This is a genomic window from Bradyrhizobium sp. (genome assembly GCF_036735945.1).
GTDB lineage: Bacteria > Pseudomonadota > Alphaproteobacteria > Rhizobiales > Xanthobacteraceae > Bradyrhizobium.
Map to the genome: position 1 here is coordinate 1 of NZ_DAINNI010000124.1, position 13,500 is coordinate 13,500.

The 13,500-nt window shown below is 63.0% G+C and carries 18 protein-coding genes and 1 tRNA gene; 5 read left to right on the top strand and 14 right to left on the bottom strand.

All coding sequences use genetic code 11. The annotated features are described in order from the left end of the window. Positions 1-536 (bottom strand): DUF169 domain-containing protein (locus V7E26_RS25135; RefSeq protein ID WP_324421568.1); only part of this gene is annotated, 536 nt, incomplete at its 3' end. Positions 537-607: 71 nt separating this feature from the next. After that, the gene (locus tag V7E26_RS25140) at positions 608-1,420 is read right to left on the bottom strand and encodes a YdcF family protein (RefSeq protein WP_324421570.1); all 813 of its coding nucleotides are present in this window, start codon (positions 1,418-1,420) and stop codon (positions 608-610) included. Positions 1,421-1,554: 134 nt separating this feature from the next. Here V7E26_RS25140 and V7E26_RS25145 point away from each other — a divergent pair, with 134 nt between their 5' ends. Then, on the top strand, positions 1,555-2,496 hold the full coding sequence (locus tag V7E26_RS25145; protein ID WP_324421572.1) for an acetamidase/formamidase family protein: 942 nt from the start codon (positions 1,555-1,557) through the stop codon (positions 2,494-2,496). Positions 2,497-2,504: 8 nt separating this feature from the next. Here the strand turns inward: V7E26_RS25145 and V7E26_RS25150 are convergent, their stop codons facing one another. Beyond that, positions 2,505-2,852, bottom strand: a complete 348-nt coding sequence (locus V7E26_RS25150) for a GrlR family regulatory protein (RefSeq protein ID WP_324421574.1) — start codon at positions 2,850-2,852, stop codon at positions 2,505-2,507. A 289-nt stretch (positions 2,853-3,141) separates the two neighbouring features. Here V7E26_RS25150 and V7E26_RS25155 point away from each other — a divergent pair, with 289 nt between their 5' ends. Both V7E26_RS25155 and V7E26_RS25160 read left to right on the top strand, forming a co-directional pair. After that, a complete protein-coding gene (locus V7E26_RS25155; protein ID WP_225669173.1) occupies positions 3,142-3,342 on the top strand; it encodes a hypothetical protein in 201 nt (66 codons plus the stop codon). Between the two features lie 41 nt (positions 3,343-3,383). Next, entirely contained in the window at positions 3,384-3,854 is a 471-nt protein-coding gene (locus V7E26_RS25160; RefSeq protein ID WP_324421578.1) for a GcrA family cell cycle regulator, read from the top strand. Positions 3,855-3,939: 85 nt separating this feature from the next. Here the strand turns inward: V7E26_RS25160 and V7E26_RS25165 are convergent, their stop codons facing one another. Continuing rightward, the gene (locus V7E26_RS25165; protein WP_324421580.1) at positions 3,940-4,908 is read right to left on the bottom strand and encodes an SDR family oxidoreductase; all 969 of its coding nucleotides are present in this window, start codon (positions 4,906-4,908) and stop codon (positions 3,940-3,942) included. Between the two features lie 150 nt (positions 4,909-5,058). Next, positions 5,059-5,964 carry a dihydrodipicolinate synthase family protein gene (locus V7E26_RS25170; protein ID WP_324421582.1) on the bottom strand — a complete coding sequence of 302 codons (906 nt, stop codon included), beginning with the start codon at positions 5,962-5,964 and terminating at the stop codon, positions 5,059-5,061. A 209-nt stretch (positions 5,965-6,173) separates the two neighbouring features. Here V7E26_RS25170 and V7E26_RS25175 point away from each other — a divergent pair, with 209 nt between their 5' ends. Further along, positions 6,174-6,302, top strand: coding sequence for a hypothetical protein (locus V7E26_RS25175; protein ID WP_324421584.1), 129 nt, complete (start codon positions 6,174-6,176; stop codon positions 6,300-6,302). Here V7E26_RS25175 and V7E26_RS25180 read toward each other — a convergent pair. The 9 genes from V7E26_RS25180 to V7E26_RS25220 all read right to left on the bottom strand — a co-directional run bounded on the left by V7E26_RS25180 (position 6,299) and on the right by V7E26_RS25220 (position 12,857). Next, positions 6,299-6,814, bottom strand: a complete 516-nt coding sequence (locus V7E26_RS25180; protein WP_324421586.1) for a hypothetical protein — start codon at positions 6,812-6,814, stop codon at positions 6,299-6,301. The two genes, V7E26_RS25175 and V7E26_RS25180, sit on opposite strands and share 4 nt — an antisense overlap. 953 nt (positions 6,815-7,767) lie before the next feature. Then, entirely contained in the window at positions 7,768-7,926 is a 159-nt protein-coding gene (locus V7E26_RS25185) for a hypothetical protein (protein ID WP_324421588.1), read from the bottom strand. 190 nt (positions 7,927-8,116) lie between these two features. Beyond that, positions 8,117-8,194: transfer RNA gene (locus V7E26_RS25190), tRNA-Pro, on the bottom strand. 95 nt (positions 8,195-8,289) lie between these two features. Next, positions 8,290-8,856, bottom strand: coding sequence for a MerR family transcriptional regulator (locus V7E26_RS25195; protein ID WP_324421590.1), 567 nt, complete (start codon positions 8,854-8,856; stop codon positions 8,290-8,292). Positions 8,857-8,934: 78 nt separating this feature from the next. Next, the gene (locus tag V7E26_RS25200) at positions 8,935-9,267 is read right to left on the bottom strand and encodes an integration host factor subunit alpha (RefSeq protein WP_324421592.1); all 333 of its coding nucleotides are present in this window, start codon (positions 9,265-9,267) and stop codon (positions 8,935-8,937) included. A gap of 131 nt (positions 9,268-9,398) precedes the next feature. Then, positions 9,399-10,376, bottom strand: coding sequence for a beta-ketoacyl-ACP synthase III (locus tag V7E26_RS25205; protein WP_324421595.1), 978 nt, complete (start codon positions 10,374-10,376; stop codon positions 9,399-9,401). Next, positions 10,373-11,428 carry a phosphate acyltransferase PlsX gene (plsX, locus tag V7E26_RS25210; protein WP_324421597.1) on the bottom strand — a complete coding sequence of 352 codons (1,056 nt, stop codon included), beginning with the start codon at positions 11,426-11,428 and terminating at the stop codon, positions 10,373-10,375. The genes V7E26_RS25205 and plsX overlap by 4 nt, the downstream gene beginning before the upstream one ends. A 299-nt stretch (positions 11,429-11,727) precedes the next feature. Then, entirely contained in the window at positions 11,728-12,315 is a 588-nt protein-coding gene (locus tag V7E26_RS25215) for a YceD family protein (RefSeq protein ID WP_324421599.1), read from the bottom strand. Beyond that, complete coding sequence (locus V7E26_RS25220; protein WP_324421601.1) at positions 12,312-12,857, bottom strand: ubiquinol-cytochrome C chaperone family protein; 546 nt, start codon at positions 12,855-12,857, stop codon at positions 12,312-12,314. Before V7E26_RS25220 ends, V7E26_RS25215 begins: the two co-directional genes overlap by 4 nt. A 107-nt stretch (positions 12,858-12,964) precedes the next feature. Here V7E26_RS25220 and V7E26_RS25225 point away from each other — a divergent pair, with 107 nt between their 5' ends. Beyond that, entirely contained in the window at positions 12,965-13,450 is a 486-nt protein-coding gene (locus V7E26_RS25225) for an outer membrane protein assembly factor BamE (protein WP_324421603.1), read from the top strand. The last annotated feature ends 50 nt before the right edge of the window (positions 13,451-13,500 follow it).

Here is a 13,500-nt window from a genome sequence, read left to right on the forward strand (position 1 = left end):
GCGGTCTCGCCGACCACGCCCCATTCGAACTTCTTGTAGCCGGTATATTGCAGGCCGTTGATCAGGATGATCATCTGCCCGGGCGTCGCGTAGACCAGACAGATATCCGGCGGATCGAGCCGGCCGCTGGTGAGCGGGCTCACCGCCATCGCCTGATATTGACCGAACGGCACGACGTCGAGCGCTTCCTGGCGCTTGCGCGCGTCTTCGGCGGTGCCGTGCCAGACGCCGACATAGTTTTCCCCGGCGAGCCATTTCTCGTCCTGAGGCGCGAGGCCAATCACGGCGCGGCATTGCGCGCCGACGAGATCTTCGCCTGTTATGCCGACGGTCCATCCGAGCCTTGATGCCATGCTGACGATCTGATCGGTGGTATGCACCGCCGAAGGCCGCCGGATCTTCGGGATCGCCATCATCTCCTCGGTGCGCGCGAACATCTTGATGCCGATGACCGTCGTCTTCAGCCTGAGCAGGCTGTTGAGATCGGCCACCATGCCGACCAAATCGAACGCTTCCGGCGGCGTCTGCTGTTGCATGGCGATAGCTCCCAATGCGGCGCGCTGGACGGCGCCTGTTGTTGGATTGTAGCCCGGCCCGCCGTCCGCTGCTACTTGGACGGGCCCTTGGACGGGCCCGGCAGCACCTCGTCGATCTTGCCGGTGGCGCGGTAGGCGATCAGGCCCATCCATTCGCGTACGGCAAGATCGGTCCGCCCCAGCCCGTCGATCGCGACGTTGGTGAAATTGAAGATGTCGCCGCGGCCGCCGACCCGCCAGTCGACCGGATAGGGCTCGACCGCAAAACCCGCCTTCCGGAACAGGCCGACCGATCGCGGCATGTGGAAGGCCGACGTCACCAGCAGCCAGCGTTCGCCATCCTTGGGCGCAAGCAATGCCTTGGAGAATTCGGCATTCTCCTGCGTGTTGCGCGAGGCGCGTTCCATGACCAGCCGCGACTTGTCGATGCCAAGACTCTCGAAAATGGCGCCGGCGAAATCGGCTTCCCTGGCGTCGTTCGAAATCAGGTTCGCACTGCCGCCGGAGAATGCGACGCGCGCGTTGGGGTAGCGGTGTGCCAGCGCGGCAGCCGCGATCAGGCGGTCGGGCGAACTGCGCACCACCGGCGTGCCGTGCGCGGTGGAAAGGTCGGCTTCGATTGAGGCGCCGAGCACGATGATGCCGTCGGGCGCACCGCGCGATGCGTCCCATGGCGGAAAGCGCTGCTCCAGCGGGTAGAGCAGCAGGTTCCCCAGCGGCGACAGCCCGCAGATCACGAGCAGCAGGACGGCTGCGATCACCAGCTTGCGGCCGAGCGATGCAAAGCGCGTGAACATCAGGATCGCGCCGACGAAGCCGATGCCGATCAGAAAGTTCGTCGGCAGCATCAGGACGCCGAGCGTCTTGGAGAGAACGAAAAACAAGGGGAAGCCTCATGGACAAGCGAATTCGTCATACGCGGGCTTGCGGCGCGTATCCATCCTTGTTCGCAACAGCCCTGTTCAAAAAATCCCGACAATGACAAACTGCTCCGACATTTCCTGCAAGAAAGCCCTCCATGGCCCATCATCACCTGCATTCCAGCCCCGAAACCTGCCACTGGGGCTATTTCGATGCGACGCTGAAACCGGTCCTGACCATCGCCAGCGGCGATGAGGTCACCATCGACACCGTCAGCGGTGGCCCCGAGGTGGTGCCCGACCGAAGCCAGTTTCACGTTCCGCCCGAACTCGACGAGGTGCATGCACGATGCGAGCGGCTGCTGCAGGGCCATATCCTGACCGGCCCGGTCGCGATCGAAGGCGCGCAACCCGGCGACGTGCTGGAGATCGACATTCTCGACGTTCGGCTCCGCCAGGACTGGGGCTGGAATTTGATCCGCCCGCTGGCGGGCACCCTGCCCGATGACTTCCACGAGGCGCGAATCCTGAACATTCCGCTCGACCGTGAGCGGATGGTCGGCCGGCTGCCGTGGGGGCTGGACCTGCCGCTGAAGCCGTTCTTCGGCGTGATGGGGGTCGCACCGCCGCCCGCCTGGGGCCGCATCACCTCGCTGATCCCGCGCGCGATGGGCGGCAATCTCGACAACAAGGAATTGGGCGCCGGCGGAAAACTGTATCTGCCGGTGTTCGTGCCGGGCGCGCTGTTCTCCTGCGGCGACGGTCACGGCGTGCAGGGCGACGGCGAGGTCTGCGTCACCGCGATCGAAACCGCGCTGCAGGGCCGCTTCCGCCTGACCCTGCGCAAGGATCTCCGCCTCGACTATCCGCGCGCGGAAACATCCGATCACTACATGACGATGGCGATGGATCCAGATCTCGACCAGTGCGTGGTGCGCGCGCTGCGCGACATGATCGTGCTGCTCGGCGAGAAACGCAACCTGTCGCGCGAGGACGCCTACACGCTCTGCAGCCTCGCCGCCGATCTGCGGGTGACGCAGACCGTCAACGGCTCCAAGGGCATTCACTGCATGATCGCGAAATCCGCCGTGCACGGCTGACGCCGGCGTCAGAACTCCGATTGAAGCTGGAGCCTGGCATGAAACAGCACGCTGGTCTTTCCGACCAGCGCCGTGCCCTGCACTTGCGCGCCATCGGCCGAATACGAACCGGTAAAACCGCAGGTCACCTCGCGGCCGCCAAACAGCGGCAAGGTGCCGGCTGATTTCGTGTGCTCGTGAGTGACGAGTTCGCCGCGCCATTTGCCGCGGTCGCCGGTGTAGGAGCCGGTGTAATAGAAATACGAATCGCCGCCGGCGATCTTGCCGTCGCGCAGCACGATGATGCCGCGGGCGCGGCCGTGCCCGCCATCCAACATCTCGATCTGGATCGTGTAGAGCCCGTTCGCAACCGTCATCGCGCCCCGCTGCCGCCTTCAACAGCCATTTCTTCATTGCAGCAAGGGCGAGGCAATCGGGAAATCGTCGCAGAACTGGATCGTTTCGCCGCAGCAATGGGGCCGTTCGGGCCGGGTGCACGCGCCGAGTAACAGCCTCGCAGCCCGTCCACAGCTGGGGCCTCAGATTTTAATATTGTTTCTCAATTGGATAGGAAGCTATCCACAAGTCGTTTGACTCATGTGTGCAAAACTAAATAGAGTCGAAATAGTAACTTTTCAGTACATCGTTTAAAAGTTAGCGTTCCCCATGGCTACAGAAAAAGCCGAAACCGACCGCGTTCCCGTGACCTTGGCGCTCTCGACCATCGCTTACATGGAGAGATTGGTGAGACAGGGCACCCACGGCACTAGTGTTCCAGGCGTTGCCAGGACTTTGATCGAGGAAGGCATTCGGCTCGCCATCAAGGACGGGCTGCTTGCGATCCGCGACAACGGCCGGCCATCCTGACGGGAATTGCGGCGGTTTTCACAGAATGTGGAACCGAGAAAATGCTTACGAATCTACCGACCTGGACCACCGATCGCGTTGAACAATTGAAGAGTCATTTCGAGGCCGGCCTCACCTGCCGCGAGATCGCGGCCAGCATCGGCGTCAGCCGCAATGCGGTGATCGGCAAACTAGCTCGCCTGCAATTGACGCGCGGCCCCGCCCGCGCCGAACCGCGTCCAACCAAGGCTGCCAGAGAGCGATCCAGAAAATCCGTCCCCAGGCTGCAGTATCAGATACTGCAGGCCGTCTACGAAAGCCCGCAGCCGCTGCAGGAAGATCCGATCGTGAGCGACCGCCGCTGCTCGCTGCTCGAACTCAGCAACCAGCGATGCCGCTGGCCGATCAGCACACCGGGCGCCGAAGATTTCTGCTTCTGCGGCAACACTCCGGTGGAGGGCTTGCCCTATTGTTCCGGACACACCCGCCTCGCCTATCGTCCGGGCACGCGCCACCGCATCTCGCGCGGATGATGGCGCGCAAGGTTTGACGGCTCCTGGAACGCGACGGGAGAAAGCGAGGGCGTCGGTTCTGATCTCGGTCAGAACCGACTGCCCGCTAACCCAACCGCCAGCCGACCTCTTCCGTAAAGCTCTTGTAGAATTCCGGCGTGTAGGCCTTCTCGGGGGCCTGCCGCACCCGCTCGTCGAGTTTGTGCGCATCGTCGCCGACGAGAATCCGCCAGCGCTCGGCCTTGACGCCGTCGAGGATGATCTTTGCCGCGGCGGCCGCTGTGGTCGGGGCCTCGTCGTGGAAGGTGCGCGCGCGGTCGAGTGCGACCTGCTGAATATCGGCGTCCGACATCGCCGCGGTGTCGATGCCCATGCCCTTCAGGCGCTGCCGCGTCGCCGCGATTTCGTTCGGGCTGAGCTCGTCGGAATCCGTGCCGCTCTGGATCTTGCGCGAATTGGAAACGATCGAGGTGCCGATATGGCCGGGCATCACGACGGAGCATTTGATATGGGGTGCGTTGAGCCGCAGATCGGTCATCAGCGCTTCGGTAAAGCCCTTCACCGCAAACTTGGCGGCGCTGTAGGCGGTGTGCGGCACGCCGAGGCCGACCGATGCCCAGAAGCCGTTGACGCTCGAGGTGTTGACGATGTGGGCCTCGTCCGCCTTCATCATCAGCGGCAGGAAGGTACGGACGCCGAGATAGACGCCGCCCCAGCAGATGTTGAAGGTACGTTCCCACTGCTCGCGCGTGTTGGTGAACAGGCTGCCGCCGCCGCCGATGCCGGCGTTGTTGAACAAGAGATGGATCCTGTCGGTGGCCTGCTGCTCGATCAGCTCGTCGCGGAAGCGCTGCAGGTGCGCCTCGATCGAGACGTCGGCGACATGGGTGGTGACGCGCAGCCCCTGTGGCAGCTTTTCCGCCTCGCACAGCCGCCTGGTCTCCGCCATCGCTTCCAGCGAGACGTCGCACATCGCGACATTGCAGCCTTCGGCGACGAGCTGGCGCGCGAGCTCGCGGCCCATGCCCGTGCCGCCACCCGTGATCACGGCGAACTTTCCGGCAAAATCCTTCATTGCGACTGTTACCTCGATTTTCAGTTCTTGAATTGGGGCCCTCATGACAACGGAGCCGTGCGAACACGACAGTAACAGAGGGCAGTCGCGGGTAAAGCCGCCGGTGATGCGGCGGCTCGCTTGTCTCGCGTCGTTTTCGCGCTGCGGAATTTACTCCGCCGCCTCACGCGAAGGGCGAAGCGCGCCCAATGCCTCCAGCGCCGTCCTGATGGCGGCTTGTTGCGCGGGAGAAGCCTCCGGCATCGGCGCGCGCGAGAACGTCGCGGGCATTCCCTGCAGCATCTGCGCGTAGCGGGTGCAGGCCGGCAGATTGTCGGCGATGATCGCGTTCCACAGCGTCAGCAGCTTCTTGTGCAGTTCGAGCGCGGCGGCATGGTTGCCGTCCCTGACCGCGTTCCAGAGCTCGACGGAAGCATGCGGTGCGGCGCTCAGGATCGCGGCGATCGAACCATGCGCGCCGAGTGTGTACGACGGATACATCAGCGCGTCGACGGCGCTGTAGATCAGTTTGTCCGGCGCCATCATCATGAGATCGGCAAACAGTTTCAGGTCGCCCGCGCTCTGCTTGACGCCGACGACGAGCGGCACCTCGTTCATGATCCGCGTCAACAGCGCCGGCGAAAGGTACGACCACGGCACGACATTGTAGATGATGATCGGCATGCCGGTTTCGTCAGCCATGCGCCGGAAGTGATCGACCATCGCCTGCTCGTCCGGCTTGAACAGATAGTGCACCGGCGTCACCTGCAGCGCCGCGACGTCGATGTCGCGCACCAGCCTGCCGCGCCGGATCGCGTCGCGGGTGGAATCGACGATGATGCCGGCGATGACAGGCGCGCGCCCTTTCGCGGCCTCCACCGTCGCGGCCACCAGGTCGCGATATTCCTCATGGTCGAGCGTGTGGCCCTCGCCGGTCGAGCCGCCGGCAGCCATCCCGTGGCTGCCGGCGCCGATCAGCCAGTCGACCTGTGGTGCCACGAGTTTGAAATCGATCACGCCGTCTTTCCGGAACGGCGTCGTCATCGGCGGTATCACGCCTGTGGGGCGCACTTTCATGACCTGCCTCGCTGTTTGCCTGCCCTGCCCCGCGGGTGTCTCCCCGCTTGAGCATCACGAGCCTAGCCAAGGATGGCACAGCGAACCAGTTGCGGAATTGGCACGGCAGCGTACCGGAAACGCTGCCCATCAACGAGCAGTGGATGAACCTGCGCCCTTCCGCGGAGACATACCTTCTGGAGGCACTATCAGCGTAAGGGAGGCCGGACATGAGCCACTGGCGCGATACCATGGTCGATCAGCCGGAAGACGACGGCGCGACTTACCTGACGGGATGGACGATAAGCGGAGCGGCAGTGCTCGCCACCATCCTCGCCGTCTGGGCCCTCGGCATCTAGGCGGCGGCTGAATTCGTCGACGGAGCGGCCGTGCTCTCGCGCGGGCTGGAAGCGACCTGCGGCAGGGCAAGGGTGAAAGCATCGGCCAGCCGACGCCGCCAGGGCTGCGTCATCATCGAGAGCTTGCCTTCGAGCAACGCCGCCTTTTCGCGGGCTCCCATGGTGTCGGTGGTTGCTTTAAGCAACTCGGCCAACAGCTTGTTGGTGCGCTCGCATTCCCGTTCGAAATCGCCCCGATAGCCGGTGGCGATGACCTTCATCTCCGCCAGCTCGGTCTGCAACGTCTCGATCTGCTGCTTGAGGGCGGTGACCAGCTGTTGATTGGTCTGCGCCTGCGGCGGGCGGGATATTGGGGAATGGCTGATTTCGGTGAGATCAACCTGGACAAGCGCCTTGCCATCGTTGGCGCGGGTACGCGGCCAGCGATGTCGCTTCACCAAGGCACGCGCAGCCTCCGGCGAAATCTTGAGTCTTTCGCCCAGTTCGGCGTACGACAGCATCTCGATGGGCATAAGCTCGGCTCCATTTAGGCCCCGAATATGATCGTACCGGCCTATGGTTAATGGCGGGTTTATCGTGGGTGAGCGCCGGGAAGTCGCGCGTAACGTTCCGGAAATGGAACCAAAAGTCATCGACGCGGTTGGGGTCCACTGACCCAAGAAATGTAGGAGGACAAATGGCTCGTAGACTACTTGGCGCCGCCGTGCTGGCCGTCGTTGCGCTGGCATGGCCGGTGGGTGATTTTGCTGCGGTCTCTTCGGCGAATGCGGCGGTTGCGACCGACTTGAGCGCGCAGAACAGGCGCGGTCAGCGGCCGGGAGCCCACCGCCCCCCTGGCGCGCATCGTCCACGTCCTCCGGCTGCACGTCCGCCGGGCGCGCATCGTCCACGTCCCCCGGGTGCTCATCGGCCGGGTGTTCATCGGCCACCTCATCGGGGTTGGGCTCGTCCCGGCCGGTATACATGGCGTCCAGGTGGCGCGATCGCGGCTGGGGCTGCACTGGGATTCCTGGCGGCCAGTGCGGCGACATGGGCCGGTCCTCCTCCGCGAGCCGGGTTGTGCTGGTATTACACTGACTGGTCCCGGCGGTCGGGTTTCTGGGACATCTGTCCGTAGTTTCCGCCAGCCCCTTGAGTGCTTCCCGTAAAAGACAAAGGCCCTGGTTTGATCCAGGGCCTTCCTCATTGCAGCTTGTTGTCATCTGCAAGCAGCGCCGAGACTGATACCCGCCCCTAAAACGGCGGGTCCCGTCCGGGGCGGCATGCAACTGCAACTACTCCGGACCAATTCAATTTCAGCCCTATGATAACGAGGCAGCCCGCCGCGGGAGGACGCGACGGGCTCGCCTGGTTGGAGGTAGCGTGCAAGGTCGCCAAGCGCCGGCAGCCGCAGGGGCTTGCGAGCAGCCGTGAACAGCAACGTATCGCGTCGTTATGACAGTTTGTCGTGCGCGCGAAGCTACTGCTACGATAGCAGGGGCAGTCGAAGCTGCAGAGCCTCTTCCTGCTTTGCCTGCTTCCGAAACTCTCGTTCTTTTCTCTCGAAAGCGATCATCTCTTTTTGCGCGGCCTCAAGGAAGCTTTCCCGTTGTGCCTCGGTTGCCTGATGGCTTGGTGTGGTCATGCACATGCCCTTGCGTTACGCTATCGAGTGCTGACCTAACCAATGGAACGGTCAAGGGTTCCCTGCCGTAGACCTCGCAAGAATCCGGGGCGCTGGAACGACGGGAGAACGAAAATTGCAAACCGCCTGTAACCAGGCGATTGCCCGTAAACCGGAGACGCGAAATCGCCATTGAATGTAACGAGAAAAATGGTCGGAGCGAGAGGATTTGAACCTCCGACCCCTAGTCTCCCAGACTAGTGCGCTAACCGGGCTGCGCCACGCTCCGATGCCGTTCCATTAGCTGCGATCAGGGCCCGGCGCAAGGCGCGAGAGCGGCCGCATTGCGGCGCCATCGAATCGGCCCGGTTCCGCCCGCCCCGCTCAGTTGTCCTTCATCGCATTATCAAGCAATTGCCGGCAGGCGATCAGATCCTGCACGACCCGCTCCAGGCGCTCGCGGTCGGCGTCCGATGGTCCTGCCTTGCCCTTGACGAAGGGCAGCAGGATCCCGTCATCGTCGGTATCGGCAAAGCGGTAGTCGATTTCCTTGTCTTCGGTCTCGAAGTCCTCGTCCTCTTCCTCTTCGGCCTCGACAGCGACCGGCAGCTCGCCCTCGTCGGGCTCCTGCAGGCTGAGACCGACAGCCTCCTCAACCGCACCGAATGTCACGGCCGAGGTCTGGTCGGCGAGCCCCTGCACCGATTTGATGCCGTGCTCCTTCAGGATCCGCTGCACGCCGCGGATCGTGTAGCCCTCGCCGTACAACAGGCGGCGGATGCCCTTGAGCAGGTCGACGTCATCGGGACGGTAGTAGCGCCGCCCGCCGCTTCGCTTCATCGGCTTGATCTGGGCGAAGCGCGTCTCCCAGAATCGCAGCACGTGCTGGGGAATATCGAGTTCTTCAGCGACTTCGCTGATGGTGCGGAACGCATCCGGCGCCTTGTCCAAATGCCAGCTCCTCTCAACTCGTTTCGTTGGTGAAGACGCGGTACTTGACTGCTACGCGGTCGTGGTCGCGCGATCGCGCTACTCGGCCTTGCCTTCGCCGTTCGTAGGCGCGTGTCCGTTGATCCGCTGCTTCAGAATGGCTGATGGCTTGAACACCATGACACGACGCGGCGAGATCGGCACTTCGGTACCGGTCTTCGGGTTACGTCCGATACGCTGACCCTTCTTGCGCACCATGAAAGAGCCGAACGACGACAGCTTCACCGTCTCGCCCTTCTCCAGGCAATCGGTGATCTCTTTCAGAACGAGTTCGACAAACGCTGAAGATTCCGTCCGCGACAGACCCACCTTCTGGTAGACCGCCTCGCACAAATCGACGCGTGTGACTGTTTTTCCGGTCCCGTTGGTCATCGCCTGCCCCGCACTCTCGGCGAACAATTTATTCCCTGAAATTAGGAGGTTAGCATGCAATGGTCAACAGCGAGCATCATGCAGACGCATGAAAGCCCTCCACAATTTTAACTGTTCCCGTTACGCGGCGCTTACCAGCGCACGAGTGCGGATCCCCAGGTGAAGCCGCCGCCCATGGCTTCAAATAGCACCAGATCGCCCTTCCTCACCCGCCCGTCCTTGACCGCGACGTTGAGCGCCAGCGGAATCGACGCCGCCGAGGTATTGCCGTGCTGGTCGACGGTCAGCACCACTTTCTGCGGTGCAATATGAAGCTTGTGCGCTGAAGCGTCGATGATTCGCTTGTTGGCCTGGTGGGGGATGAACCAGTCGATGTCCTCGGCGGTGGCGCCCGTGGCATTGAAGGCATCCACGATCACGTCAGTGATCATGCCGACGGCGTGCTTGAATACCTCCCGTCCCTCCATCCGCAGATGGCCGACGGTCTGCGTCGTGGAAGGACCGCCGTCGACGAACAGCTTCGCCTTGTGCCGGCCGTCGGAGCGCAGATGCGTCGTCAGCACGCCGCGATCGGAAGGTTTGCCGGGCTGGTCCTGCGCCTCGAGCACGATGGCGCCGGCGCCGTCGCCGAACAGTACGCAGGTGCCGCGGTCGTTCCAGTCGAGAATACGCGAGAACGTCTCGGCGCCGATCACCAGCGCACGCTTGTAGGCGCCGGAGCGCAGGAAATTATCGGCGGTCGCGAGCGCGAACACGAAGCCGGAGCACACCGCCTGCAGATCGAAGGCCGCGCCGTGATGGATGCCGAGCCCGTTCTGGACCGCGACCGCCGTCGCCGGAAACGTATTGTCGGGCGTCGAGGTCGCCAGCACGATCAGGTCGATCGCCTGCGCGTCGATACCGGCATGTTCGAGCGCTGCGCGCGCCGCGTTCATTGCGAGGTGCGAGGTGAACTCGCCTTCGGCCGCGATATGACGCTCGCGGATTCCGGTGCGCTGAACGATCCACTCGTCGGACGTATCGAGCCGGGAGGCCAATTCCGCATTGGTCAGCACCTTCTGCGGCAGATAGGAGCCGCAACCCAGTACGACCGAACGTTTCGCAGTCACGTGACAGCCTCCTGCGCGGTCTGTGCCAACGCACCGCCGTCGCTATTCATCATCTGATTGATCTTGGTGAGGAGATCGCAGCGGACCGTCTCATAGCCAACATCGACCGCGTAGGCAAAGCCTTCGGCGCTGGTTCCGCCATGGCTTTTGACAACCACACCTTTTAGCCCGAGCAGAACGCCACCATTGGATTTGTTCGGATCGAGCTTGTCGCGAAGCGCCTTGAAGGCCTTGCGGGCGAAGAGATAGCCGAGCTTGGACTGCCAGTTGCTGGCCATCGCGTTGCGCAGAAAATCCGCCATCTGGCGCGCCGTGCCTTCGGCAGCTTTCAGGGCGATGTTGCCGCTGAAACCTTCCGACACGATGACATCGGCCGCGCCGCTGCCGATGCCGTCGCCCTCGACGAACCCGATATAGTTGAACTGCGGAAGGTTCATGGCGCGCAGTCTTTCGCCGGCCTCGCGGATTTCCTCGTGGCCCTTGATCTCCTCGACGCCGATGTTGAGCAGCCCAACCGTCGGGCGATCGAGGTTGAAGAGCACGCTTGCCATCGCGCTGCCCATGACGGCCAATGCCACCAGATGGTTGGCATCGCCGCCGATGCTGGCGCCGAGGTCGAGCACGACAGAATCGCCGCGCGCCGTCGGCCAGACCGCGGCAATCGCCGGACGGTCGATGCCCGGCATGGTGTGCAGATGGAATCGAGCCATCGCCATCAGCGCGCCGGTATTGCCGGCGGAAACCGCCACGTCGGCCTCGCCCTTCTTCACCGCATCGATCGCAAGCCACATCGACGAATTCTTGCGACCGCGGCGCAGCGCCTGGCTCGGCTTGTCGTGTGCGCTGACGGTGACGTCGGTATGAGTCACCTGCGAGGCCTTTTTCAGCGCCGGATATTTCGCCAGTTGCTCGTCGATCAGCCTGCTGTCGCCATAGAACAGGAATTCGCTGTCGGGATGCCGCTGCAAAGAGATAGCGGCGCCGGGAATGACGACCGATGCACCGAAATCGCCGCCCATGGCGTCAAGCGCGATTCGAACCTTTTGCGGCATGAATGTTCCGGAAACCTGATCTCTTGCGGCCCTCGTGGAGCGCGGCCGCACGCTGGAATACACCGTTGGCGGTGCTGGCAGAACGCAACTCCGCGCCTCCGCCGGGCCGCGACAATAGCGCGTCCCCGCCCTTACACAACCTCTTGACCCCGGTCTTTTGGCGAAAGCGGAGCGCTGTGGCCGGAAATCCAAGGATATGCAATATCCCGTTATAATTCAATATCTTGACCGAGATGCTGGGAGCACGCCGCAACCATCCAGGGCCGCCGGCAGCTTCATCAGCCACTTTTGACCGGCGTCTACTTGCCTTTGGGCTTCCTGGCTCGCGGCTTTTTCGGCTCCGCCTTCAGCGCCTTTAGTGCCGCGAACGGATGATCCTCGGGATCGGCGGCTTCAACCATCCGTTCAAATACGGCACCGGGTTTTCGCGGATATGGATCGACCGCGAGATACAGGGCATCGGTAGCGAGTTTGCCGAGATCGATCATGCCGTTCTCGATCGGCTCCAGCGGGTCGGGCGTTTCCTCGTCGCTTTCCTCGGCCTCATCGACCAGTGCGGCCATCTGCGGAACCTGTTCTGACGGCGCGAAGATCAGGTCGACCTGCTCGTCGATGTCGTTCTCGATCTCTTCCAGCGTGACCACGCAGGTCTGTCCGATCCGCGCCCGCACGTGACCGATGACGTGGAAGCGGCCGCCGCTCTTTGGCATCACGTCGAATGAAGCGTTTGCCGACAACACCTCGCGCAAGCCGCCCATTTCGGCCATCGCATGGCGGATGGTCTGGTCGGCCTCGATCTCGCGATGCAGCCCGGTCTCCGGGATCTGCGCGACCGTGACGGGAACGCGCCAGGGATCGGGTTTCTCGATCATGCCGGTCTTGCTCATGACTGCGCCCTCTCCGGCATCGGAAACCTGGCCGAACCGCTCATCAGCGTCGCGTCGTCGATGCCATCCAGTGTCGTCATCGCCGCCTCGGCATAGGCCGCCAGCAGGCGGGCCTGTTCGATGTGCTCGCCATTCAGGATATTCTTGCAGATCGCCTGCGCCAGCGCCTCGCGGCTCTCCGTCAGCGCCATGTCGTAGGCCGCGGTCCGGCCATAAAAGGCTTCGCCGAAGGCCTGCATGCGCTTGGGCACCTTGAGGTCGCTGGTCCCCATTTCACGCAGATTATCGTCCATATCACCGCAAAAATGGTCGAACAGCCCCTGTGACAGGGCTGCGCCGCCCTCCACCGATTTCAGGCGCCGCAGCACCAGCCACAAATGCAGCAGAAGCAGGTCAAAACGGCCATTAACCGTGTCGGGAACCGCCAAGTCCCGATAAAACAACGGTTCTCGCGCCTGCGTCACGATCATGCCATAGATGGCTTCGATGGTGCCGCGCAACGGCGGCCGGGATTTCCTGAAGTGGTTGAACGGCCAAAGCATTGTGGGTTCCGCGAGCGAGCCCTCCCGGGCCACGCGTGTTGCAATCCAGTGTGCTGCCCGGTACGTCAACGCACCGCGCGATGCAAGAGGACGGGCTGATTCCTGATATGACCGAGATGAGCCAGCTGAGCACCTGCGCGCCCTCGCCGCGCCGTATGACCACGCGCCGGCGCGCTTTTCGGGCGGTCGCGGCCGCGGCATTGATTTGCGCGGCGCTCGGCGGATGCACCGGCGAGCAATTCCAGAAAGGCTATATCCTGCCGCCCAACGCGCTCGAGCAGATCCCGATCGGCGCCAGCCAGGATCAGGTGCTGATCGTGATGGGAACGCCGTCGACGGTGGCGACCCTGAACGGCGAGGTGTTTTATTACATCTCGCAGCGCTCCGAGCGCAAAGTCGCGTTCATGAATCAGAAGGTCGTCGACCAGCGCGTGATCGCGATCTATTTCGACAAGAACCGCCAGGTGACGCGGCTCGCCAATTACGGCCTGCAGGATGGTAAGATCTTCGACTTCATCAGCCGCACCACGACGACCTCCGGCCAGGAACTCAGCTACCTGACGCCGCTCTTCAAGCTGCTCAGCTTCAACTAGTACCCGGAATCATAGCTGAGTGATACGTCGACTTTTGAAGGGACGCTGGC

Coding starts and splice junctions, on each gene's coding strand:
- plsX (WP_324421597.1), bottom strand. CDS start 11,428: ATGCCGCAAAAGGTTCGAATCGCGCTTGACGCCATGGGCGGCGATTTC.
- V7E26_RS25145 (WP_324421572.1), top strand. CDS start 1,555: ATGGCCCATCATCACCTGCATTCCAGCCCCGAAACCTGCCACTGGGGC.
- V7E26_RS25200 (WP_324421592.1), bottom strand. CDS start 9,267: ATGACCAACGGGACCGGAAAAACAGTCACACGCGTCGATTTGTGCGAG.
- V7E26_RS25150 (WP_324421574.1), bottom strand. CDS start 2,852: ATGACGGTTGCGAACGGGCTCTACACGATCCAGATCGAGATGTTGGAT.
- V7E26_RS25165 (WP_324421580.1), bottom strand. CDS start 4,908: ATGAAGGATTTTGCCGGAAAGTTCGCCGTGATCACGGGTGGCGGCACG.
- V7E26_RS25225 (WP_324421603.1), top strand. CDS start 12,965: ATGACCGAGATGAGCCAGCTGAGCACCTGCGCGCCCTCGCCGCGCCGT.
- V7E26_RS25175 (WP_324421584.1), top strand. CDS start 6,174: ATGAGCCACTGGCGCGATACCATGGTCGATCAGCCGGAAGACGACGGC.
- V7E26_RS25160 (WP_324421578.1), top strand. CDS start 3,384: ATGCTTACGAATCTACCGACCTGGACCACCGATCGCGTTGAACAATTG.
- V7E26_RS25155 (WP_225669173.1), top strand. CDS start 3,142: ATGGCTACAGAAAAAGCCGAAACCGACCGCGTTCCCGTGACCTTGGCG.
- V7E26_RS25185 (WP_324421588.1), bottom strand. CDS start 7,926: ATGACCACACCAAGCCATCAGGCAACCGAGGCACAACGGGAAAGCTTC.
- V7E26_RS25220 (WP_324421601.1), bottom strand. CDS start 12,857: ATGCTTTGGCCGTTCAACCACTTCAGGAAATCCCGGCCGCCGTTGCGC.
- V7E26_RS25170 (WP_324421582.1), bottom strand. CDS start 5,964: ATGAAAGTGCGCCCCACAGGCGTGATACCGCCGATGACGACGCCGTTC.
- V7E26_RS25180 (WP_324421586.1), bottom strand. CDS start 6,814: ATGCCCATCGAGATGCTGTCGTACGCCGAACTGGGCGAAAGACTCAAG.
- V7E26_RS25215 (WP_324421599.1), bottom strand. CDS start 12,315: ATGAGCAAGACCGGCATGATCGAGAAACCCGATCCCTGGCGCGTTCCC.